The organism is Mesorhizobium sp. P160219 (genome assembly GCF_057786095.1).
The window spans coordinates 6,630,232-6,651,676 of the sequence record NZ_JBYNWG010000001.1 but is presented as its reverse complement, the minus strand read 5'-3'; the positions used below and the strand labels follow the sequence as shown (position 1 = coordinate 6,651,676).

Here is a 21,445-nt window from a genome sequence, read left to right as displayed (position 1 = left end):
TCATGGCCTCCGGCTCAACAGGTTTCAATTCGAGCCTCGATATCGGCAATTCCTATTATGTCGCCACCGCCAATCCGGCGCCGGACCATCCGGCGCTGGTGGGAGATGTCGGCGCCGATCTGGTGGTGGTCGGCGGCGGCTGCACCGGCCTGTCGGCCGCCCTTCATGCCGCCGAGCGCGGCCTGAAGGTGGTGCTGCTCGAAGGCGGCAAGATCGGCTGGGGCGCGTCGGGCCGCAATGGCGGCCAGATGATCCCTGGCCTGCGCAAAGGCGCCAAGGGGTTGGTCAAGCTTTACGGCCCCGAGCGGGCGAAGGCGCTGTTCGACCTCGCCTTCGAGGCGCGGGGCCTGGTGCTCGACATCATCGAGCGCCACGCCATCGATTGCGATCTGCGGCTGACCGGCCATCTCGTCGGTGCCGTTAATGGCTCCGACCTCAGGGATCTCGAAGACGAGGCCAAATGCCTCGAGAGCGTGATGAAGTTCCGCGACGTCGAGATCCTGTCGGCGGCGCAGGCACGCGGCAAGGTGGACACGCCCTATCATGGCGCGATGTATGAGCCGCTTGGCGGCCATATGCATCCGCTGAACTACACGCTCGGCCTTGCCCGTGCCGCCGTGGCGGCCGGTGTCGTCATCCATGAAAATTCCGTCGCGGTAAAGCTGGAGCGCGAGCCTTCGATCCGGGTCTCGACGGCGCAGGGGTCGGTAAGGGCCAAACATGTCGTGCTGGCCGGCGACGCGTTGCTGCATGGGCTGGAGCCGCGCGTCAACAGCCGCATCATGCCGGTCGGCAACTACATCGTCGCCACCGAACCGCTGGAGGGCAAACACAATGTCATCCCGGCCAATGTCGCGGTGTCCGACACGCCCTTCGTCGTCAACTACTACCGCATGTCGGCGGACGGTCGGCTGCTGTTCGGCGGCGGCGAGCGCTACACGCCATCGCCGCCGGCCGACATCGCCGGCTTCGTGCGGCCGCACATGGAGGCCACCTTCCCGCAACTGAAGGGCTGCCGCATCGATCATGCCTGGGGCGGTCTGGTGTCGGTGACCACGTCGCGGCTGCCGCATGTCGGGCACTATGGCGAGGTCTATTTCGCGCATGGCTATTCCGGCAAGGGCGTCATCCTGTCAACGCTGTCGGGCAAGCTCTTGGCCGAAGCGATTACGGGCGACGCCTCGCGGCTGGACCTGTTCTCGACGCTGACGCCGATGCCGTTCCCGGGCGGTACAGCGCTGCGGGGCCCGCTCTATGTGCTGGGGATGTTGTGGTACGCCATGCGCGACCGCATCAAGCATTGAAGGCTGCGGCCGGCGGGCGCGAAATCATTGGAGGCGATTGCATGCGTGATTTTCAGTTCCCCGGCCGCTCGCCAGTTCGCGCGACAGAAGCGATGGCGGCGACATCGCATCCGCTGGCGACGCTGGCCGCCATCGACATGCTGCGCTCCGGCGGCAATGCCATGGATGCCGCTGTCTGCGCTGCGGCGGTGCAAGGCGTCGTCGAGCCGCAATCGACCGGCATCGGCGGCGACTGTTTTGTGCTCTACAGTCCCAAAGGCGAGGGCGATGTTCTCGCTTTCAACGGCTCGGGGCGTTCGCCCGCTGCGGCAACCGCCGAATGGTATCTGGAGCGGGGGCATAGCGAACTGCCTGCGGCCGGACCGCATGCCGTCACCATACCAGGCGCCATCGATGCATGGTGCCGGCTACTCGAGGACCACGGAAAAAAGGGCATCGACGCCGCGCTGGCGCCAGCCATTCGCTATGCCGAACAAGGCTGTGTCGTTTATGATCGCGTCGCCTTCGACTGGGCCGACGAGGTCGCCCTGCTCTCAGCCGATGAACACGCCGCGCGCATATTCCTGCCCGAGGGAAGGGCGCCGCAAGCCGGCGATGTGCATCGGCAGCCGCACTTGGCGGACACCTTGCGCATCATCGCCAACGGAGGCCGTGCAGGGTTTTATGAAGGTGAGGTCGCGGACGATCTGGTGGAACGTCTTCGCGCGCTGGGCGGGCTGCATGCATTGGAGGATTTCGCCGAGACCCAAGGCGACTACGTTACGTCGGTGAATACGTCCTATCGCGGCTACGATATCCATCAGATGCCACCGAACAACCAGGGCATGACGGCGCTGATCATGCTGAATGTGCTTTCGGGCTTCAGCCTTGGTTCGTTGGAGCCGAACAGTGCCCAGCGGCTGCATCTCGAGATCGAAGCCGGCCGGCTTGCCTACCAGGACCGCGATACTTTCATCGGCGACCAGGATTTCGTCCAGGTCCCCGTCGAACAACTGCTGTCGGCAGCTTATGCGGAGCGGCTGCGCGCCGCCATCGATCCGGCCCTCGCCATGACGCATCTGCCGCGGCTTGAGCTGCCGCGCAGCGACACCGTCTATATCTCCGTGGTCGACCGCGACCGCAATGCAGTCAGCTTCATCAACTCGACCTTCGGTTCCTTCGGCAGCGGCGTCGTCGGTCCCAAGACAGGCGTCGTGCTGCAGAATCGCGGCAGCAGTTTTCGCCTCACGGAAGGCCATCCAAATCGTATCGCGCCGCGAAAGCGCCCGATGCACACCATCATGCCTGGCATGGCGACGCGAGGGGGTAAGGTGGTGATGCCGTTCGGGGTGATGGGCGGCGGCTACCAGCCGTTCGGCCATGTCCATCTGTTGACCAACATGATCGATTTCGGGATGGACCCGCAGCAGGCACTGGATGCGCCACGGGTGTTCTACAAGGACAATGCCGCGCTGGCCGAGCGCGGGATTCCGGCTGAGGCGATCGCCGGCCTGCGTCAGCGCGGCCATCAGGTTTCGATCGCCGAGGAGCCGCATGGCGGCGGCCAGCTGGTGCTGATCGATTGGGAAAAGGGCACGCTCACCGGTGCCTCCGATCCGCGCAAGGACGGTTGTGCGCTGGGCTACTGATCTGCGTTACTGGAACGCGCATTCAGAACCAGATCAGCCAGACAAGCTGCAGGATTACCAGTGCAATGGCGTCCCAGAAGATGAGTTCCCCCATCGAGAACCAGCGCCGCGACCGGTTGAAGCTGTAGAACAGCCGCCAGACAAGTGCCGCGGCGGCGAGCGGCACCAAAGCGAGCAGCGTGCTCACGGCAGTCGCGCTCCCGACACAGCATCGAAGGTGTGCAGCGCCGCCGGCGGAAAGTGTAGATAAAGCGGCTGGCCGGGATCGAAAGCGCGATCGACATTCACGGTCCTGACGATCAGCGCGTTGGCCTCGCTCGTGGCGAAGATCAGCACGTCCGGCTCGACCGGTTCGACGACGTCGACGGCAAACAGGATGGCATAGCCGGCAGTCGCGTCGACAAGCTGGATCTGCTCGGGGCGAATGCCGAGCACGATGGGACCATCAGGCTTTCCCGGAAGCGGGCAAGTGAAACCGCTGGCGTGGAAGACGCCGGCGCGGACATCGCCATCGAACGTGTTCATCGCTGGACGGCCGATGAATTCAGCGATGAAGCGATTGGCAGGCCGCCGATAAATCTCGCGCGGGTCGTCGTACTGGATCAGTGCGCCTTCGCGCAACACCGCGACCCTGGTCGCCAGCGTCATCGCCTCTTCCTGGTCGTGTGTGACGAAGACGAAGGTCTTTTTCAGCTCGCGATGCAGACGCTTCAGCTCGGTGCGCATGTGGAGCCGCAACAAGGCGTCGAGATTGGACAGCGGCTCATCCATCAGACAGAGGCTAGGTTGCCAGACCAGGGCGCGGGCCACAGCGACGCGCTGCGCCTGGCCGCCCGACAATTGCGAAGGGCGGCGGTCGAGGTAACGGGTGATTTCGAGCAGCTCGGCCATGGCGCGGACGCAGCGGTCGAGCTCGGCAGCCGGCATCTTTCGGATGCGCAAGGGATAGGCGATGTTCTCGTAGACGCTCTTATGGCTGTAGAGCGCATAGTTCTGGAACACCATGCCCATGCCGCGCAGGCGCGGCGGCAGGTCGGTGACATCGAGGCCCTCGACCATGATGCGCCCGGCCGTGGGACGTTCAAGGCCGGCAAGCAGCCGGCAGGCTGTCGTCTTGCCGGAACCAGAGGGCCCGAGCAGAACCAGGAATTCGCCGGGCTCGAAAGCAAGGTCGAGCGCCTGCAGCGCCACCGTCCCGTCCGGGAAGGCCTTGGTGACGCCGTCGAAAACAATTGCCATGCAAGGATCCCTTCAACCCTTGACCGCGCCGAAGGTGAGGCCGCGCACGAGCTGTTTCTGGACAAGGAAAGTGAAAAGCACGATCGGCAGCGTCGCCACGATGGCGACCGCCGCGACTTGGCCCCATAGCGTGCCATGCGGCGTCACCAGTCCGGGTATGCCGACGGTCAGCGGCCGCCCGTCGAAAGCGACGAGGATGAAGGCATAGAGGAACTCGTTCCACGACAGGATGAAGCAGAGCACGGCCGTCGCGCCGATGCCGGGCGCGGCCAGCGGCGCGACGACGAAAAAGAATGCGCCGAGCCGCGAGCGGCCGTCCATCATCGCGGCTTCGTCGATCTCCCTGGGGATTTCGGCGAAGAAGCCGCGCATCATCCAGACGACGAGCGACAGGTTGAAGGAGGTGTGGGCGATCACCACGGCGTAGATGGTGTCGATCAGGCCAAGCGAGGTGAAGAACAGGAACAGCGGCACGGCGATCGAGATCGGCGGTGCCATGCGCGTGGTCAGGAAGAAGAAGAACAGGTCTTCCTTGCCGGGGAAATTGGAGCGGGCAAAGCCGTAGGCAGCCGGCGCGCCGATGACGATGCAGAGCACCGTAGACGACACCGAGATCAGCACCGAGTTGATTGCCAGCGGCCAGTATTCCTTGTCGATGAAGACGGCGGGATAGTTGGCAAGCGTCGGCGAAAAAATCCATTTCGGCACAGAAGACAGAAGATCGACGCGGTTCTTGAACGACGCCAGCACCATCCAGACATAAGGCGTCAGCGCCACCACGACGGCGACGAGCAACACCGCCCAGGCAAAGCTTTTCCAGGCGCGGTTGGTGGATTGATCGATCATCGCCGCGCCCTCAAAACGCCGCCGCCTGCTTGCGGCTCGACCAGTAGACGGCCTTGTAAAAGACGGAGCACAGGATCAGCACGACGAGATAGATCATGAAGGCGACCGCGGCGCCGTAGCCGAGGTCCCAGTTGCGGAAGTTGACGCGGTAGGCGTAGATCGACACCAGTTCGGTCAGCGTTCCCGGACCGCCGCCGGTCATCAGGAAAACCTTGTCGAACTCCTTGAAGGCATCGATGCCGCGCAGCAATAGCACCAGCGCGATGACGGGCCGCAGCAGCGGCAGCATGACATCGCGAAAGATCTGAAACGGTTTTGCGCCATCCATCATCGCCGCCTCGAACGGCGCGCGCGGCAGGCTCATCATGCCGGCGAGCATGATCAGGGTGACGAAAGGCGTCCACTGCCAGACATCGATGGCGACGATGGTCGGAAACACCAGGTCGGGTGCCGAAAGCACCGCCGAATTCTGCGCCAGCAGGCCGACCTTGCGCATGTAGAAGGTGAGCATGCCGAAATCGCCCTGCAACAGCAGCCGCCAGATCAGCCCGACGGCGACCGGCGCGATCATCATCGGGATGAGCAGCAGTGTGGTGAGAAGCCGCTGGCTGGCGACGAAGCGGAAGATCAGGAAGGCCAGCGCAAAGCCGAGCAGGAATTCCAGGCCGACGGCGATGATGACGAATTTCAGCGTCAGCAGGAACGATGCCCAGAAGAATGGGTCGTTGCGCATCAGCTTGCGGAAATTGTCGAAACCGACGAAGGCGCCGGCATGGCTGGCGTCGGCGAAGCTGAGGTCGGTCAGCGCGGTGTAGGCCATGTAGTAGAACGGGCCGACCAGGAAGACGACGACGAGCAGCGTCGCCGGCAGCATCAAGAGCGGCCCCACCCCACGGTCGAGAAGCGGCATTCCGCGCGGCGATGGAGTGCGGTTCGTCACGGGCGTTTCCTGCGGACAAGAACGGCTACCCGCTTGTGCGGGTAGCCTCTGCGCGACATCTCAAGGCCTATCGTGCCGGATAGGTCATGGGTGCGCAAGAACCGAGCAATGTCGAGATGTCGGTGGCGGCGGTGTCGAGGGCGGCCTGCGCCTCCTTTTCGCCGGCGAGGTAGGATGACAGTTCGCGCACCAGTATGTCGGTCATCTCGGCCGATTGCGGCAGCGTCGCCTTCGGCACCGCATGCTCGTTGGCCTCCATCGAGGCCTTGGCGTAGGGCAGTTTCTGCACCTCCGCCGAGGCATAGACATCGGGCCGGCCCGAGGCGCCGCCATTGAGATGCTGCTCGAGCTGGCGGTCATAGCCCATCATCCACTGGACGAAGAGGAAGGCGGCCTGTGGGTTCCTCGAATAGATAGGGATGAGATAGGTCCAGCCTTCGACCTGGCCGATCTTGCCGCCTTCGCCTTGCGGCACGAGATCGAAGCCGACCTTGCCGACGACGGTGGAGGCGGTTGTGTCGACCGACACGGCATAGGTGGCGTCGTTCCACATGATCAGCTCGGCGACCTTGGCTTGCTGCATCAGCGCCATGACGTCGTCCCAGAAATAGTTGAGGCTGTCCGGCGGCGAGAATTGCAGCAGGCTCTTGTAATATTCGAGCGAGGCGACGGCCTTGGGGCTGTTGACGATGACCGGGCCGCAGGCCGAGCCGCTCTTCACGTCGAGCACGTCGCCGCCGAAGGAATAAAGGAAATTGAGCCACTCATACCACAGTGCCTCATGGCGCTTGCCCTGCAGGGCGGTGCCGTAAAAACCCTGGTCGGGGCGATAGAACCATTCGGCGATATCGCGGTATTGCTTCCAGTCCTTGGCGGGAGCGAGGTCGTAGCCATACTTGGCCTTGAAGCCTGCCTGCTCCTTGGGATCGGCGAGCAGGTCCGAGCGATACCACATGAACATGTTGAGCACTGTGAAGGGGAAGCCGTACTCCTTGCCGTCATACCAGGAGATTTCGTGCCAGGCGGTCTGGTAGAGCTGCTTCTCCGGCTCGAAGCTCGGATCGCGCAAAGCCGGGTCGGCCATCATCTTGGCGATTTCGACCAGATGGTTGTTGGTGGCGAACTTGCCGAGTTCGCGATGCGGCTGGATGATGACGTCGTAGCGGCCGCGGTGCGAGTTGAGATCGAGCTGCACCTTGTTGACGGCTTCCGAGTGCTCGTACATCTCGACTTCGACATGGATGCCGGTCTGTTTTTCAAACTCCGGCGCCATCTTCTTCAGCGCTTCGAGCGGCGGCAGCGCCTCGCCGACCATGCGGATGGTCTGGCCGCTATAGGGTTTCGACGCCTCTTTCAGATCCCACGCGGCCGCTTGTGTCACTTGCCACGTCAGGGGCCACACAAATACGGCTGCGACGAGCAGTCTGGACGCGGTACGTCTCAGCGGCTTGAGCATTCTTCCCTCTCCCTAGAAGTCGTGCCTGGCGGGCCGGCGCCCGTTCTGTCATAAAATGTGTGGTACTGCAAATCAAAATGTGGCACCTTGCAACAAATGGTTGGGGGGTGTTAACAGACCGGCAGCAAACCGGCTTTCCCGACCAGGCGAGGGACCTTTCGGATGGACTTCATCTTTATGCTGACGCGTAACGATCGCACGGTCGAGGACTGTCTCGACCTGGTCGAGTTGATCGAGCCGGTCGGCCTGAAGCATGTCGGCTTCAAGGATATCGGCGTCGCGCCGGATGTGCTGCGAAAGCTTGCTAGCGCCATTGGGCGGACAGGCGCCACTACTTACATGGAAGTTGTCTCGACGACGGCGGAGGCCTGCCTCAATTCTGCACGCATCGCCAGGGATCTCGGCATCCAGCGCCTGCTCGGTGGTACTCAGGTCGACGAGATCATGGCGTTGCTGGAGGGGAGCGGCACCGAATACTACCCTTTTCCCGGGCGGCCGGTCGGCCATCCGACCAAGCTCGGCGGTTCGGCCGAGGATGTCGAGGCCGACTGCCGCGCCTTCGCCGAGAAGGGTTGTGCGGGATGCGACATCCTCGCCTATCGCGCCACCGAGGCCGACCCGGCCGAACTGGTGCGCGCAGCCCGGCGCGGGCTTGGTCCGTCGCGGCATCTGATCGTCGCCGGCGCTGTGGCATCAGCCGATCGGATCAAGGCAATCAAGCTGGCCGGCGCCAACGCTTTTACCATTGGCACAGCGGTTTTCGATGGCTCCTATTCGCCGACGAAAGGTTCTATCCTCTCGCAACTGCGGGATGTTCTCGCGGATTGCGAGCGTGTCTAATGCCAGTCATCGGCATCGATCTCGGCACACAAAGCCTAAAGGCGATCGTTGTCGATGACGAATTGCGGCTGCGTGGCGAGGCCGCTGTGTTGTACCAGCCGGCCTTCCCGGCGCCCGGCTGGGCCGAACAGAACCCGGCGCTGTGGCTGGCGGCGCTCAAGCCGGCCATTGCCGGCGCGCTCGACAAGGCTGGGCTTGCACCGTCCGACATCAAGGGCATTGCCATTGCCGGCCAACTCGACGGCTGTGTTGCGGTCGACAGCAGCGGCCAGGCCCTGGCGCCGTGCATCATCTGGATGGATCGGCGCGCGGCGGCAGAGATCGCCGGCATCGATCCGGACTTCATCCGCGAGCGCACCGGTCTTGTCCTCGATGCCACGCATATGGCGGCGAAAATCCGCTGGGCAGCGCGCAACCTGCCCGAAGCGCGCCGGGTGGCGCTCTGGCATCAACCGGTATCATTCGTGGTCGCGGCGCTGTGCGGTCGTGCCGTCATCGATCACGCGCTGGCCTCGACGACCATGCTCTATGGGCTGAAGGAGCACAACTATGCCGGCGATCTCCTGGCGGCCTTCGACATCGATGCAGATAAATTGCCCGGCATCGACGATGCATCTGAGATCGCCGGCGCCTTGACCCACGCCGGCGCCGAGCTCACCGGTTTGCCTGTGGGCACGCCGCTGGCGGTCGGCACCGGCGATGATTTTTCGGCCGCCATAGGCGCCGGGGTTGTCGTGCCCGGTGTCGTCGCCTGCAATCTCGGCACGGCCGAAGTGGTCGGCGCGGTGTCCGGCACGCTTCGCCTCGACCCCGGCGGCCTGGTCGAGACCCATGGCTTTCTCGGCGACGGCTATTTCATCTCCAATCCCGGATGGCTCTCGGGCGGCGCGGTGACGTGGTTTCTAACAACCTTCGGCGTCGATTCGCCGGCGGCGATGTCGGAACTGGCGGCGACGGTGGTTGCCGGCAGCGACGATTTGCTGTTCTTGCCCGCGTTGTCCGGTGCCATGGCGCCGCGCTGGATCGCCGAAGCGCGTGCCGCTTTCTACGGCCTGACATCCTTCCACGGCAAAGCCGCTTGTGCCCGTGCCGTGCTGGAGGGCTGTGCCTTTGCCATGCGCGACGTGGTCGACCGGCTGGACGATCTCGATATCGCGACGCATCGCATCCGGCTCTCAGGCGGTGGCGCGCGCAGCCAGGTATGGGCGCAAATCCGGGCCGATGTCAGCGGCAGGCCGGTCGAGATCGCGGGTGCGGCCGATGCCTCGCCGATCGGTGCGGCAATCCTTGCCGCCGCAGCCATCAGCCTTACCTCCTCAGTGCAGCAGGCGGCTGAAAGGCTGGCCGGCCACATCGAGACGATCGACCCTGATCCTTCCGCCAAGGCCGCCTACGACAGAAGTTACCGCCGGTATCGCACCTTGTTCGATGCCCTGACCCCGCTTCATGCTGACTGACCGGACTGCATCCTATGTCCAGACAAATGCTCGATCGCCTTATTGCCGGCACGCTGCCTGACCCGGATAGCCAGGGAATGCTGTCGGTGCCGCTGAAGACCATCGTCATAGGGCGCGGTCTCGGCGACGAAGCCGATGCGCTGGTCGAGCCACTGCCGCTCGGCCGCAGGCTCGCCGTTGTCATGGATCCCGACACAAGGCTGGCGCTCGGCGAGAGAGTGTCGATTGCGCTGCGCGGCTCCAGCGATGTCGACAAGATCATCCTGCCGCGCCATCCGCATCCGGACATGGACGCGGTGCGATCGGTGATCGCACGCACGAAAGACGCCAGCGGCCTAGTCGCGGTCGGATCTGGCTCGATCAACGACATCACCAAATATGCTGCCCATCTCACCCAAAAACCTTATGCGGTGTTCGGCACCGCGCCATCGATGAACGGCTACACCTCGGTGTCGGCGGCAATCACCGAGGACGGCCTCAAGAAATCGCTGACGGCCAGCCTGCCGGTCGGCGTCTTCCTCGATCTCGATGTCATGGCGCGGGCGCCGCACCGTCTGATCGCTGCCGGCTTCGGCGATTCGATGGCGCGGCCGACCGCGCAGACCGATTGGCTGATGGCGCATCTGTTGCTCGGCACGCCCTACAGGCAGGCGCCGTTCATGCTTCTGGCCGAGGACGAGAAGGCGCTCATCGCCAATGCCGGCGAACTCGGGACCGGCGACCTTGAGGCGATGGAAGTGCTGGTGCGCACGCTGGTCATGTCCGGTCTCGGCATGACGCTGTGCGGCGGCTCTTATCCGGCCAGCCAGGGCGAACATCTGATCGCCCACTATATCGACATGCGGGGCCAGGGATTGCCTGAGGCGCATCACGGCGAACACATAGCGGTGACGACGTTGACGATGGCGCGGCTGCAAGAGCGCGTGCTGGCACTGCCGGAGCTGCAGCTCGCGCCGTCCGCGGATACGCCAGAACGCTTCATCGAGATCTTCGGCGAAACGCTCGGACGTTCCTGCTGGGCGGCATTCAAGCCCAAGCTGCTGGACCGCGAACGGGCAAACGCCATCAACACCATGCTGGCCAAGCAATGGCGCTCGCATCGTGAAAGGCTGGTGCGGGTGGCACGCCCGGCGCGCGAGATCGCGGCAGCACTGCGCGCCGCCGGCGCGCCGACCACGCCGCAGGAGGTTGCCATACCGGCTGGCTTCTACGACGAGGCGGTCGCCAATGCCCGGCTGATCCGCGACAGGTTCACCATGCTCGACGTCGCGGCTGCCTCGCTCGAAACGGTTGCGGCGGGAGCCTGAGCGGGTGCTGCGTCCGCTTGCCGACTTCACCGCGCTGGACCGGCGCAACATCGCCGTCGTTCTGACCGATATCGACGACACCTTGACCGACAAGGGACGGCTGCCGGCAAAAGCCTATGCGGCGCTCGAGCGGCTGAAGCAGGCCGGCTTTCTTGTCGCGCCGGTGACCGGCCGCCCTGCCGGCTGGTGCGACCTGATCGCGCGGCAATGGCCGGTCGATGGCGTGATCGGCGAGAACGGCGCCTTCTATTTCCGCTATGACGACGCCAAAAAGCGGATTGTTCGCCACTACGCCAAGAGCGCTGCCGAACGGCAGGCCGATGCCGCGCGCCTCAAGGAGATCGAGCAAACCGTTCTGCGCGAAGTTCCGGGTGCGGCGGTCGCGGCCGACCAGGCCTATCGCGAGGCCGATCTGGCGATCGATTTTTGCGAGGACGTGGCGCCGCTGCCCAAAACCGAGGTTCTGAAGATCGTCGGCATCTTCCAGCGCTATGGAGCGGCGGCGAAAATCTCGTCCATCCATGTCAATGGCTGGTTCGGCAAATACGACAAACTGTCAACAAGCCGGCTATTCTTGCGCGACTGTTTTGGTATAGACATAGACCACGACAAGGACAGCATTGTCTTCGTCGGCGATAGTCCAAACGATGCGCCAATGTTCAGCTTCTTCCCCAACAGCGTCGGTGTCGCTAATGTGCTGGACTTCGCCGGCGAACTTCCGGCATCTCCTGCCTTCGTCACAAGCGGGCGCGGCGCGCAAGGGTTTGCCGAGCTTGCCGACGCACTGATTGCTGCAAAGGGAATGGAATAATCATGGATCAGGGCCGACTGACGAAGAAGGAGCGGCACGCGCTTATCCTTTCGGAAGTGCGCCGGTCGGCGTCCATCCGCATCTCCAAACTTGCACGGCGCATCGGCGTCGCCGGCGAGACCATCCGCCGCGATCTTATCGAACTCGGCGATGCCGGGCTGATCAACCGCACCTATGGCGGTGCGACGATCTCGCTGGTGACATCAGAGCCGGTGATTTCGGAGCGCGGCCTGACCCTGGTCGAGGAGCGCGCCCGCATCGGCCGCGGCGCAGCGGGCCTGGTCCAGAAGGGCCAGATCGTGATGATCGATGGCGGTTCGACCACTTATGAGGTGGCGCGCAACCTTTCGCAGCTGAAGCGCGACCTGACCATCATCACCAATTCCACCGGCGTGGCCTCGGTGGCCGGCGCCAATCCGACCTTCCGCGTGCTGCTTTGCCCCGGGACCTATGACAGCCGCGAAGGCAGCGTGCTTGGCGAAGACACCGTCGAGTTCCTGCGCCGCTACAATGCCGACGTCGCCATTATCGGGGCATCGGGGATAAGCGCCGATGGTCCGAGCGACATGATCTCGGGCGCCGCAGCCGTTAAACGCGCAATGATATCGCGTTCACTGTCGACGGTGCTGGTGGTGACCCACGACAAGTTTGGCCGCAGCAGTCTGGAACGCATCTGCGGGCTCGATGACATTGCCGATATCGTCACCGACAGCGAACCGAAGGCCGACCTGCGCACTGCTGCCGAACAGGCGGGCACGGAGCTGCATGTGTTTGCCGCCGACTGATCAGCATTGGCTATCCGGCGGCATCCCGGTTGGTCAGCGCGATGTGGCAGCAGCCGGAGCCGTGGCCCGGCGTCCAGGTGACATTGTCGAAGCGCACGCCCGTTGCCTTGAACAGACCACGGTCGAAAGCGCCGGCGATGCGGCAGAGCGTGGCGAGTTTTTCATCACCGACACCGGCCTCGACCCAGGCGTCCTTCAGCGGACAACGCTTCACCTTGAAGGCGATGTGGTCCGGCCCGCGCTCGACATCGGTCGGATACATCAGGCCGCCATCCGGGCTGACGGCCAAAAATGCCTCGCCGATGGCCGGCGCGTCGTTAGGTCCGAAACGGGCGAAGGCGGCCGCCGCCACCTCCTTGCCGCGCTGCTCGATGGTGCGGATCATGATCGCCTCGGCCTTTTCCGCGCCGAGTTCGCCGGTCAGCTCGTCGAGAAACAGACGGTAGAGATCGGCGCGGTTACGGAAGGCGGAATCGAGTTCGCGCGAGAGTTTTTCGGCTCTGGCTTCTGGTTCGGTCATGGTACTTGCCTGCTGCTTCTGTCCAATCTTGGCGCCGCCGCAACCAGCGCCTTGCCGATTGCCGATTGCGGCGCGTCGACTACGTTGCGGGCGTCGCCGCTCTCGGCGATCCGCCCGGCGTCGAGAAGAACGACGCGGTGGGCCATGGCCCGTACGACGCCGAGATCATGCGAAATGAAGAGATAGGCGATCCGTTCCCTGGCTTGCAGGTCGAGCAGCAACTCAAGGATTTGTCCGCGCACCGAAACGTCGAGCGCCGACACCGCTTCGTCGAGCACGATCAGCGACGGTTTGGTCGCGATGGCTCGGGCGATGGCGACGCGCTGGCGCTGGCCGCCGGAGATTTCGTGAATGGCGCGCGGGGCGAGATCGGCTGCCAGCCCGACGCGATCCAGCAAGGCAGCAATGCGGGCCGGCCTCTCGGCGCGGGAAGCGATGGCATGGATGCGCAAGGGATCGTCAAGCACGCGAGCCACCGTGGCGCGCGGGTTGAACGCGGCGAGCGGATCCTGGAACACCATTTGCAGGCGCGCGCGCTTGGTGCGCAGGGCCGCACCCTTCAAGAGCAGAAAGTCATCGCCTTCGAACTGGACGGTGCCGGCGTCGGGCTCGATCAACCTAAGCACCAGCCGCGCGATCGTCGACTTGCCGCTGCCGGAGGGCCCGGCCAGCGCCAGCGTCTCGCCGGGTTCGATGGCGAAGGAGACACCGTCGACGGCCGCGATGGCCTTGCCGCCGCGGTGGTAATGCCTGGTGAGGCCGGAGACAGCGAGCACGCTCATGCCGGCGCCCGTCGTAGCAGCGGATCGGCGTCGAGGCCGAGATGGGCGTCGAGCAGCGTTCGCGTATAGGCATGGCGCGGGGCGTTTATGATTTGCTCCGTCGGGCCGAGTTCGATCAGTTCGGCGTTCCGGAATACAGCGATACGCTCTGCGAGTTCGGCGGCCAGCGCGATGTCGTGGCTGATGAACAGCAGCGTCATGCCGTCCTCCGCCACCAGTTGCCGAATGAGGCTGACGATTTCGGCTTGCACAATGGTGTCCAGCGCGCTGGTCGCCTCATCGGCGATCAGCAGTTTCGGACCGGCTGCAATGGCCGCGGCAACAGCAACGCGCTGCTTCTGGCCGCCGGAGAGCTGGTGCGGGAAAGCACGCATGGCGGTTTGTGGGTCGGGCAGCCGGACACGTTGGAGCAGGGTTTTGGCTTTGGCGTAAGCTTGTGGCCAGTCGAGGCCGAGGTGGGTGCGGGCGACTTCGGCGATCTGTTTGCCGACGGTCATGACGGGGTCGAGGCTGGCGGAGGGGTCCTGGAAGACGAAACCAATGTCGCGACCGGGAAGGGGGCTTGCGACGGATAGTTTGCGCTCTACGGCGCCCCCCTCTGTCCTGCCGGACATCTCCCCCTCAAGGGGGGAGATTGGCAGCTTTGCGGCCAGCGCTCTTCCTGCAATGCCAGTGATTGGCGAAAGCGCAGATGAGAGCTTAATCTCCCCCCTTGAGGGGGAGATGTCCGGCAGGACAGAGGGGGGTGCCTTGACGCCTGCCTCTCCTGTCGATCTCAGGAACCAATCGATCCTTCCCGTAACCTTGGCTGACCCGGGCAGCAGTCCAGCCACCGCCAGCACCAGCGTGCTCTTGCCCGAACCGCTTTCGCCGATAATCGCCAGCCGCTCGCCGGCAATAACATCCAGGCTGACCCCCTTCAGCGCCGTCACCTCGCTGCCATCGCTGAAATAGCGCACCGACAGGTCGCGTATCTCAGCCAGTGCGGTCATGACAGGCTCCTCCGCACCGCCGTCGTTTCGACCACGCCTTCGCCGGTGAGATAGACGCCAAGCACGGTCAGCACCAAGGCGATGCCCGGAACGATCGACAGAAAGGGCGCGGTGCGCAGCACAGTGCGGCCCTCGGCGATCATGCCGCCCCAAGTGACGCGATTGGGGTCGCCGAGACCGAGGAAGGACAGCGCTGCCTCGGTGAGGATCGCGGCGGCCACGATCACCGAGGACAAGGCCAGCACCGGCGGCAACGCGTTGGGCAACACCTCGCGAAAAGCGATCTCAAGCGGATGCATGCCGATGACGCGAGCGCCGGCGACGTAATCGCGCTCGCGGATCGACAGCACTTCGGCGCGCGCTACACGCGCCGGTCCGGTCCAGGCGCCAAGCGCTATTGCCGTGACGACGACGCCGAGCGACGGCCCGACGACGCTGACGAAGGCCAGCGCCAGGAGAAAACTCGGCACGGTCTGGAAGGCATCGGTGATGCGCATCAGCCCCTCGTCCACAAGGCCGCCGGCAAAACCGGCCAGCGTGCCGACGACCGCGCCGATGAAGAGTGCCGCCGCTGCCGCCGCCAGGCCGACCGCCAGCGAGGTGCGGGCGCCGTGGAACAGTTCGGCCAGCACGTCACGGCCGAGCCGGTCGGTGCCGAGCGGCAGCGACCAGTCCTGGAAGGGCGGCAGCAGTGCTGGTCCGGCAATGGCCTGCGGGTCGCCGGGGAAGAGCAGCGACGCAAACAGCGCCATGGCGAACAGAAGCGCCAGGATGATCGCGCCGGCGACCGCTTCCGGCCGGCGCAGGAACCGCGGCAGCGCGCTCACGCGCTGGCCTCGCCGGCGCCGACGCGCGGGTCGAGGAAGGCGTAGGCGATGTCGACGGCAAGGTTGACGGCAATGACGAGGACGGCGCTGGTGAGGATGATGCCGAGCAGCAGCGGCGTGTCGCGCGAAGCGACCGCTTCCTGCGCCAGCCGGCCGAGCCCGGGCACGGCAAAGACGCTTTCGATGACGACGCTGCCGCCCAGCATCTGCGCCGATTGCAGGCCGAGCATGGTGACCAGCGGCAAGAGCGCGTTGCGGGCGACATGGGCGAGCACGATGCGGCGGCGTGACAGCCCCCTGGCGCGGGCGGCGAGCACAAAATCCTGCCGCCACGCCTCGGCCATGCCGGCGCGCATCATGCGCAGATAGAGCGCGAGATAGATGAAGCCGAGCGCGGAAACCGGCAGGACGAGGTGGACGGCGATGTCGGTGGCGCGGTCAAAACCGGTCTTGTCCGAGGCCAGGCTCTCGATGCCGCCGATCGGCAGCCAGCGCAGGTCGACGGCAAAGACGACGATCAGCACCAGGCCAAGCCAGAAACCCGGCACGGCATAAAGCGCCAGCGAGCCGATCGACAGGAAGCAGTCGCGAAAGCTGCCGGGTCTGGCGCCGGCGTAGATGCCGAGCGCCGAGCCCAAACCGAAGGAGAGCGCGGTGGCGGTCACCATCAAGAGCAGTGTCGTCGGCAGGCGTTCCAGGATGACATCGCGAATTGGCCGCGAGAAGGTAACGGACTGGCCGAGGTCGAAATGCAGCAGCGCCCAGAGATAGTTCGCGAGCCGTGTCAGCTCGGACTGGTCGAGGCCCCAGCGATGACGCAGCAATTCGATCATGCCGGCGTCGCCGCCGGTCGAGACGATGTAGGCGTCGACCGCGTCACCGGGGGCGGCTTCCAGGAGGAGGAATGTGCCGATGATGACGATCAGCAGCACGAAGATGCTGCCGACGAGGCGACGGCGGATGAGGGTGAGGGCGCGGATCATGGGAAAGGCATAGCGCTGCGCCAGTCGGGAGAGGGGGGTGTGACGAAACGCGGCCCTACGCCATGCCTTCACACCAATTTCTTTGCGAACTTTCATCCGCGCAAATGTGTCACGATTCCAGATAGGTGTCCGCCCAGTTCGACACCGCCCATCGCGGGTTGTTGGCGATGTTGCCCACGGTATCGCGCGCGACGCTGATGAAGCTCCATTCGGCGACGTTGATCAGCGGCAGGTCCGCCGCGACCTGTTTCTGGAATTCCTTGTAGAGGTCGGTGCGCGCTGACGTATCCAGCGTCTCCGAAGCCTTGGCGATCAGCGCGTCGAGCGCGGCGTTCTTGTAGTCGCCCTGGTTGGAGAACGGCACGCCGTCGGGAATGCCGCTCTGCACCAGGATGGTGGTCGAGATCGCCGGGTCGCCGCGGAACACCGGCGGGCCGACGGCGAGGTCGAAGGTGTGGTCGGTGTAGACGGCCTTGATGTGCGCGGCCGAGTCGTTGTTGACGATCACGGCGTCGATGCCGATTGCCGCCAGCGCCTGGCGCAGATAGTCGCCGAACTGCTTCGTCTCGTTGAAATAGGGTGCCGGCAGGAGTTTCAGCGCAAAACGCTTGCCGTCATCGGCGCGCTTGTACCCCGCGTCGTCGAGCAAGGCGTTGGCCTTGGCGACGTCGAATGGATAGATCGGCACGTCGGCAGTGTAGAATTGCGGGTCGTTCTTCGGCACCGGACCGGTAGCGGTGGCGGCATAGCCGAGGAACACCGTCTTGACGACGAAGTCCTTGTCGATGGCATGCGCGATCGCCTGGCGGACCTTCACGTCGGCCAGTTCCTTGCGGCGATGGTTGATCTCGACGACGAGCTGATAGGTCAGCCCCTCATAGCCCTTGGAGATCACCTTCAGGCCCGGCACCTTGGAGATGCGGTCGAGGTCGGCCAGGGGCACGGCGGAGAAGGCGGCGAGCTGGATCTCTTCGGCCTCGAGCGCCGCTGCAGCCGACGTGCGGTCGGGTAGCACCTGGTAGATGATCTCGTCGAGATACGGCTCGTCCTTGGCCCAGTAATCCGCATTCCTGGTCAGCTTGTAATACTGGCCGGCCTTGTATTCGCCGAACTTGAACGGCCCGGTGCCGATGGGTGCATTGTTGGCCGGGTTGTCCTCGATCTTGCCGACCTCGTAGATGTGCTTCGGCACCACGCTTGACAGCGCCGGCAGCGCGTTGCGGATCAGCTGGAACGGCGTTGGCTTGGCGAATTTGAAGACGGCGGTCAGATCGTCAGGGGTGTCGACGCTGGCCAGATCCTTGAACACGGTGCGGCCGAGATTTTGCAGCGGCTTCCAGATCTGCAGCGCGGAGAAGGCGACGTCGGCCGAGGTGAACGGCTCGCCGTCATGCCACTTGACGCCGTCGCGCAGTTTGAAGGTCACCGACAGCCCATCGGCAGCACCTTCCCAGGAGAGCGCAAGACGGGGTTCCAGTCCGTCCTTGCCTTCGAACGAGGCTTCGGCCAGCGTTTCGACGATCTTGCTGGAGATGAAGAAGACGCCGTTGGAGGCGACGATGGCCGGATTGAGGTTGCGCGGCTCGGAATCGGCGGCAAGCACGAGGCGGCCGCCCTTCTTCGGCGTCTGCGCCCAGCTGAATGTGGGCATGGCGGTGGAGGCCAGCAGTAAAACTGAGCCGCCAAGCAGCGTGCGCCTGGAAATATCCGACATGATCAACCTCCGTCCTCTCCGCGACCAGATGGGCGCACCCCTCGAAGCTGGCGGCACCCGCCAGCATCCTCGCGGCGATTTATGGCCCTTGCCAAGGGTTTCGCCAGAGACGGAATTGGCGCATCTTTGCTTGGCTTTGAAATTTTCGTCCTCTGGACCAGTTTTAGAGGTGGCCCTTTCATTCTGGTATTCTGGTAGGACCAGATTGCCGCAGTGTGCAGCAATGACGAGTGGTGACAGCCTGCCGAAGCAATCTAACCTGTTTCTGGCTGGACCAGAGTTAACGAAATGGTGCAGATTTGATCGAAGCCAAGGGATTGGACGCAGTACGGCCGGCGATCCCACTGATATCAGGGAGAGAAAGATGAACATCGCCCCGGGCAAGAGCGCCGTCAGCAATATCCCGTTCGATCAGGCGAGGGTCGACCGGCTGATGGAAGAGGCCGGCATCGATGTTCTGCTCGCGACCTCCAAGCACAACACGCAGTATCTGCTTGGCGGCTACAAGTTCATCTTCTTTGCCGCCATGGATGCGATCGGCCATAGCCGTTACCTGCCTATCGTCCTCTACGAAAAGGGCGGGCCCGGTCATGCCGCCTATATCGGCAACCGCATGGAAGGCGCCGAGCACCAGAACAGCCCGTTCTGGACGCCGACGCTGCATGCCGCCTGCTGGGGCACGCTCGATGCTGCCAATCTTGCGGTCGAGCACATCAGCAAGATCGGCAAGGCCGGCGCCCGCCTCGGCATCGAGCCGGCCTTCCTGCCGTCGGACGCCTATGCGCTGATCCGCAAGGCGTTGCCGGATGCCAGGCTGATCGACGCGACCGGCATGCTGGAGAGCATGCGCGCCATCAAGACGGACGCCGAGCTGGAAAAGCTGCGTATTGCCTCCGAGCTGATCACGGATTCCATGCTGGCGACCATCCAGTGGGCGCATGAAGGCACGACCAAGGCCGAGATGATCGAGCAGCTGCGGCGCGAAGAAACTAATCGCGGCGCGCATTTCGAATATTGCCTGCTGACGTTGGGCGCCAGCCACAACCGCGCGGCGTCACCGCAGGCGTGGAAAAAGGGCGAAGTGCTGTCGATCGATTCCGGCGGCAATTATCACGGCTATATCGGCGATCTCTGCCGCATGGGCATTCTGGGCGAACCGGATGCCGAGCTGGAAGATCTGTTGGCCGAGGTCGAGACGGTGCAGCAGGCGGCGTTCTCGAAGGTGAGGGCAGGCACCATCGGCGGCGATATGATTTCGCACGCGGAGGGCGTGCTGAAGGCGTCGAAGGTCGCGCCCTATACGGATTTCTTCGCCCATGGCATGGGCCTGATCACCCATGAAGCGCCGTTCCTGATGACCAACCACCCGGTCACCTATGAAGGCACTTATTCGGCCAAGCCGCTGGAGACGAACATGGTGCTGTCGGTGGAGACGACCATGCTTCACCCGACGCGGGGGTTCATCAAGCTGGAGGATACACTGGCGGTGACGGATGCGGGGTATGTGATGTTTGGGGATCGGGCACGGGGGTGGAATAGAGGTGGGATAGCCTAGCTCGGCGCTACCCCCTCACCCGGATTGCCATCCGAATTGCGAAGGGCAATTCGGGGCTATCCGACCTCTCCCCGAGGGGAGAGGAGTTTGCGCCGGCGCTGGCTTCTGCCTCTTCTCCCCCTCGGGGAGAAAGTGGCCGCGAAGCGGCCGGATGAAGGGGGCCTTTCGCGATTACTTCCCCGCCGGGATCAACCTGAAATCCGGCAACTCCCGCAGCACCAGTTCGGGTCCGGCCGGCGAATAGACGACGAAGAGCTGCATCGGCCCATCGCCCGTGTTCAGTGTCGAATGGAAACGGCTTTCCGGCACATAGATGGTGCAGCCGGGGCCGACCTTGGCGACGACCGGATTGCCCTCCTCGTCCTCCACCATCTGCTCGCCATTGCCTGAGATGACGAAGATGATCTCTTCCGCGCCGGGATGGTTGTGGCGCGTGTGGCCCTTGCCTGACGGCAGGTCGACGACGCCGCCGGAAAAGCGCGTCGCGCCATTTACTTCCGGCGCGACTGTCAGCGACAGCTTGCCCCAGTCAAAGCCGAAGGCGCTCACGTCCTTCGGGTATACGAACACCTTGCTCTTGTCGGTCATGATCTCATCCCTTCTTTTTCTTCTGGTCGTGCAGCGTGACGGCCTTGAAATCCGCCGTCTGCCTGGCGATCGCGGCTTCAGCCGGCAGCCGTTCCATCGAACTCGCGCCATAAAAGCCATGCAGGCCCTTGCAGCGGTCGAGGATGTAGCGGGCATCATCCGGCATCGAGATCGGCCCGCCATGGCAAAGCAGGATGACATCCTTGCGCACCGAGCGCGCCGCGTTGGCGATGGCGTCGATCTCGACCACGCAGTCGTCGAGCGACTTGGCCGACGTGGCTCCGATCGAGCCGCCGGTCGTCACCCCCATATGGGCAACGACGATGTCGGCGCCGGCTTTTGTCATGGCGCGCGCCTCGTCGGGGTTGAAGACATAGGGCGTGGTCAGAAGATCGAGCTTGTGCGCCTCGGCGATCATGTCGACCTCCAGCCCGAAGCCCATGCCGGTTTCCTCAAAACTCTGGCGCATGCTGCCATCGAACAGGCCGATGGTCGGGAAATTCTGCACGCCGGAAAAGCCCATCGTCTTCAGCTCGGCAAGCAGCAGCGGCATGATGACGAAGGGATCGGTGCCGTTGACACCGGCCAGCACCGGCGTCTTTTTGACCACCGGCAGCACCTCGTAGGCCATTTCCTTGACGATCTCGTTGGCGTTGCCATAGGCGAGCAGGCCGGCAGCCGAGCCGCGCCCGGCCATGCGGTAGCGGCCGGAATTGTAGATGATGATGAGGTCGATGCCGCCGGCTTCCTCGGCCTTGGCCGACAGGCCGGTGCCGGCGCCGCCCCCGACGATGGGCACGCCGTCGGCGATCATCGCCTTGAACTTCTTCAATATGTCTTTGCGCGGTATTGCGGGCATTTGTTGGCTCTC

Annotated in this window: 21 protein-coding genes; 8 read left to right on the top strand and 13 right to left on the bottom strand. The window is 64.1% G+C overall.

The window, feature by feature from the left end; translation table 11 throughout:
• Positions 1-2: 2 nt before the first annotated feature.
• Entirely contained in the window at positions 3-1,304 is a 1,302-nt protein-coding gene (locus tag AC3EMP_RS32230) for an NAD(P)/FAD-dependent oxidoreductase (RefSeq protein WP_352711786.1), read from the top strand.
• 41 nt (positions 1,305-1,345) lie between these two features.
• Complete coding sequence (gene ggt / locus AC3EMP_RS32225; protein ID WP_352711784.1) at positions 1,346-2,932, top strand: gamma-glutamyltransferase; 1,587 nt, start codon at positions 1,346-1,348, stop codon at positions 2,930-2,932.
• A 22-nt stretch (positions 2,933-2,954) separates the two neighbouring features.
• Here ggt and AC3EMP_RS32220 read toward each other — a convergent pair whose 3' ends face one another.
• The 5 genes from AC3EMP_RS32220 to AC3EMP_RS32200 form a co-directional block, all read right to left on the bottom strand.
• On the bottom strand, positions 2,955-3,119 hold the full coding sequence (locus AC3EMP_RS32220; RefSeq protein ID WP_023672938.1) for a hypothetical protein: 165 nt from the start codon (positions 3,117-3,119) through the stop codon (positions 2,955-2,957).
• Positions 3,116-4,171, bottom strand: a complete 1,056-nt coding sequence (locus AC3EMP_RS32215) for an ABC transporter ATP-binding protein (RefSeq protein ID WP_352498261.1) — start codon at positions 4,169-4,171, stop codon at positions 3,116-3,118. Before AC3EMP_RS32215 ends, AC3EMP_RS32220 begins: the two co-directional genes overlap by 4 nt.
• A 12-nt stretch (positions 4,172-4,183) precedes the next feature.
• On the bottom strand, positions 4,184-5,017 hold the full coding sequence (locus AC3EMP_RS32210; protein ID WP_352521611.1) for a carbohydrate ABC transporter permease: 834 nt from the start codon (positions 5,015-5,017) through the stop codon (positions 4,184-4,186).
• Positions 5,018-5,027: 10 nt separating this feature from the next.
• Complete coding sequence (locus AC3EMP_RS32205) at positions 5,028-5,957, bottom strand: carbohydrate ABC transporter permease (RefSeq protein ID WP_155921510.1); 930 nt, start codon at positions 5,955-5,957, stop codon at positions 5,028-5,030.
• Between the two features lie 67 nt (positions 5,958-6,024).
• Entirely contained in the window at positions 6,025-7,338 is a 1,314-nt protein-coding gene (locus AC3EMP_RS32200) for an ABC transporter substrate-binding protein (RefSeq protein WP_352711780.1), read from the bottom strand.
• Positions 7,339-7,575: 237 nt separating this feature from the next.
• Between AC3EMP_RS32200 and AC3EMP_RS32195 the strand changes: the two genes are divergently transcribed.
• From AC3EMP_RS32195 to AC3EMP_RS32175, 5 genes are read left to right on the top strand one after another with little or no spacing between them, the layout of a single operon-like run.
• Positions 7,576-8,253: a beta/alpha barrel domain-containing protein gene (locus tag AC3EMP_RS32195; RefSeq protein WP_352711778.1), complete on the top strand. Its 678-nt coding sequence runs from the start codon at positions 7,576-7,578 to the stop codon at positions 8,251-8,253.
• Positions 8,253-9,710, top strand: a complete 1,458-nt coding sequence (locus AC3EMP_RS32190) for a xylulokinase (protein WP_352711776.1) — start codon at positions 8,253-8,255, stop codon at positions 9,708-9,710. The genes AC3EMP_RS32195 and AC3EMP_RS32190 overlap by 1 nt, the downstream gene beginning before the upstream one ends.
• A gap of 14 nt (positions 9,711-9,724) precedes the next feature.
• Positions 9,725-11,017: an iron-containing alcohol dehydrogenase gene (locus tag AC3EMP_RS32185; RefSeq protein WP_352711773.1), complete on the top strand. Its 1,293-nt coding sequence runs from the start codon at positions 9,725-9,727 to the stop codon at positions 11,015-11,017.
• Between the two features lie 7 nt (positions 11,018-11,024).
• Entirely contained in the window at positions 11,025-11,828 is an 804-nt protein-coding gene (locus AC3EMP_RS32180; RefSeq protein ID WP_352711823.1) for an HAD-IIB family hydrolase, read from the top strand.
• A 2-nt stretch (positions 11,829-11,830) separates the two neighbouring features.
• Positions 11,831-12,613 (top strand): DeoR/GlpR family DNA-binding transcription regulator, encoded by a 783-nt coding sequence (locus AC3EMP_RS32175; RefSeq protein ID WP_023686645.1) that lies wholly within the window; start codon positions 11,831-11,833, stop codon positions 12,611-12,613.
• Between the two features lie 10 nt (positions 12,614-12,623).
• Here the strand turns inward: AC3EMP_RS32175 and AC3EMP_RS32170 are convergent, their stop codons facing one another.
• The 6 genes from AC3EMP_RS32170 to AC3EMP_RS32145 all read right to left on the bottom strand — a co-directional run bounded on the left by AC3EMP_RS32170 (position 12,624) and on the right by AC3EMP_RS32145 (position 18,431).
• Entirely contained in the window at positions 12,624-13,133 is a 510-nt protein-coding gene (locus tag AC3EMP_RS32170; protein ID WP_023686644.1) for an L-2-amino-thiazoline-4-carboxylic acid hydrolase, read from the bottom strand.
• On the bottom strand, positions 13,130-13,915 hold the full coding sequence (locus AC3EMP_RS32165; protein ID WP_023832985.1) for an ATP-binding cassette domain-containing protein: 786 nt from the start codon (positions 13,913-13,915) through the stop codon (positions 13,130-13,132). Before AC3EMP_RS32165 ends, AC3EMP_RS32170 begins: the two co-directional genes overlap by 4 nt.
• A complete protein-coding gene (locus tag AC3EMP_RS32160) occupies positions 13,912-14,907 on the bottom strand; it encodes an ABC transporter ATP-binding protein (protein WP_352711769.1) in 996 nt (331 codons plus the stop codon). Before AC3EMP_RS32160 ends, AC3EMP_RS32165 begins: the two co-directional genes overlap by 4 nt.
• Positions 14,904-15,734: an ABC transporter permease gene (locus AC3EMP_RS32155; protein ID WP_023735154.1), complete on the bottom strand. Its 831-nt coding sequence runs from the start codon at positions 15,732-15,734 to the stop codon at positions 14,904-14,906. Before AC3EMP_RS32155 ends, AC3EMP_RS32160 begins: the two co-directional genes overlap by 4 nt.
• Positions 15,731-16,717, bottom strand: coding sequence for an ABC transporter permease (locus AC3EMP_RS32150; protein ID WP_352711820.1), 987 nt, complete (start codon positions 16,715-16,717; stop codon positions 15,731-15,733). The genes AC3EMP_RS32155 and AC3EMP_RS32150 overlap by 4 nt, the downstream gene beginning before the upstream one ends.
• 109 nt (positions 16,718-16,826) lie before the next feature.
• Positions 16,827-18,431: an ABC transporter substrate-binding protein gene (locus AC3EMP_RS32145; RefSeq protein WP_488494718.1), complete on the bottom strand. Its 1,605-nt coding sequence runs from the start codon at positions 18,429-18,431 to the stop codon at positions 16,827-16,829.
• A 364-nt stretch (positions 18,432-18,795) separates the two neighbouring features.
• Between AC3EMP_RS32145 and AC3EMP_RS32140 the strand changes: the two genes are divergently transcribed.
• The gene (locus AC3EMP_RS32140; RefSeq protein ID WP_352597411.1) at positions 18,796-19,986 is read left to right on the top strand and encodes a M24 family metallopeptidase; all 1,191 of its coding nucleotides are present in this window, start codon (positions 18,796-18,798) and stop codon (positions 19,984-19,986) included.
• A 171-nt stretch (positions 19,987-20,157) separates the two neighbouring features.
• On the opposite strand, the gene AC3EMP_RS32135 is transcribed toward AC3EMP_RS32140, so the two are convergent.
• A complete protein-coding gene (locus AC3EMP_RS32135) occupies positions 20,158-20,574 on the bottom strand; it encodes a cupin domain-containing protein (protein ID WP_023698983.1) in 417 nt (138 codons plus the stop codon).
• A 4-nt stretch (positions 20,575-20,578) separates the two neighbouring features.
• Positions 20,579-21,433, bottom strand: a complete 855-nt coding sequence (locus AC3EMP_RS32130) for a phosphoenolpyruvate hydrolase family protein (protein WP_023712290.1) — start codon at positions 21,431-21,433, stop codon at positions 20,579-20,581.
• Positions 21,434-21,445 lie beyond the last annotated feature (12 nt).

What these genes read in the sequence shown, in the direction of transcription:
- AC3EMP_RS32230 (WP_352711786.1), top strand. Translation starts at nt 3, where the DNA reads ATGGCCTCCGGCTCAACAGGTTTCAATTCGAGCCTCGATATCGGCAAT.
- ggt (WP_352711784.1), top strand. Translation starts at nt 1,346, where the DNA reads ATGCGTGATTTTCAGTTCCCCGGCCGCTCGCCAGTTCGCGCGACAGAA.
- AC3EMP_RS32215 (WP_352498261.1), bottom strand. Translation starts at nt 4,171, where the DNA reads ATGGCAATTGTTTTCGACGGCGTCACCAAGGCCTTCCCGGACGGGACG.
- AC3EMP_RS32210 (WP_352521611.1), bottom strand. Translation starts at nt 5,017, where the DNA reads ATGATCGATCAATCCACCAACCGCGCCTGGAAAAGCTTTGCCTGGGCG.
- AC3EMP_RS32195 (WP_352711778.1), top strand. Translation starts at nt 7,576, where the DNA reads ATGGACTTCATCTTTATGCTGACGCGTAACGATCGCACGGTCGAGGAC.
- AC3EMP_RS32190 (WP_352711776.1), top strand. Translation starts at nt 8,253, where the DNA reads ATGCCAGTCATCGGCATCGATCTCGGCACACAAAGCCTAAAGGCGATC.
- AC3EMP_RS32185 (WP_352711773.1), top strand. Translation starts at nt 9,725, where the DNA reads ATGTCCAGACAAATGCTCGATCGCCTTATTGCCGGCACGCTGCCTGAC.
- AC3EMP_RS32175 (WP_023686645.1), top strand. Translation starts at nt 11,831, where the DNA reads ATGGATCAGGGCCGACTGACGAAGAAGGAGCGGCACGCGCTTATCCTT.
- AC3EMP_RS32170 (WP_023686644.1), bottom strand. Translation starts at nt 13,133, where the DNA reads ATGACCGAACCAGAAGCCAGAGCCGAAAAACTCTCGCGCGAACTCGAT.
- AC3EMP_RS32165 (WP_023832985.1), bottom strand. Translation starts at nt 13,915, where the DNA reads ATGAGCGTGCTCGCTGTCTCCGGCCTCACCAGGCATTACCACCGCGGC.
- AC3EMP_RS32160 (WP_352711769.1), bottom strand. Translation starts at nt 14,907, where the DNA reads ATGACCGCACTGGCTGAGATACGCGACCTGTCGGTGCGCTATTTCAGC.
- AC3EMP_RS32150 (WP_352711820.1), bottom strand. Translation starts at nt 16,717, where the DNA reads ATGATCCGCGCCCTCACCCTCATCCGCCGTCGCCTCGTCGGCAGCATC.
- AC3EMP_RS32145 (WP_488494718.1), bottom strand. Translation starts at nt 18,431, where the DNA reads ATGTCGGATATTTCCAGGCGCACGCTGCTTGGCGGCTCAGTTTTACTG.
- AC3EMP_RS32140 (WP_352597411.1), top strand. Translation starts at nt 18,796, where the DNA reads ATGAACATCGCCCCGGGCAAGAGCGCCGTCAGCAATATCCCGTTCGAT.
- AC3EMP_RS32135 (WP_023698983.1), bottom strand. Translation starts at nt 20,574, where the DNA reads ATGACCGACAAGAGCAAGGTGTTCGTATACCCGAAGGACGTGAGCGCC.
- AC3EMP_RS32130 (WP_023712290.1), bottom strand. Translation starts at nt 21,433, where the DNA reads ATGCCCGCAATACCGCGCAAAGACATATTGAAGAAGTTCAAGGCGATG.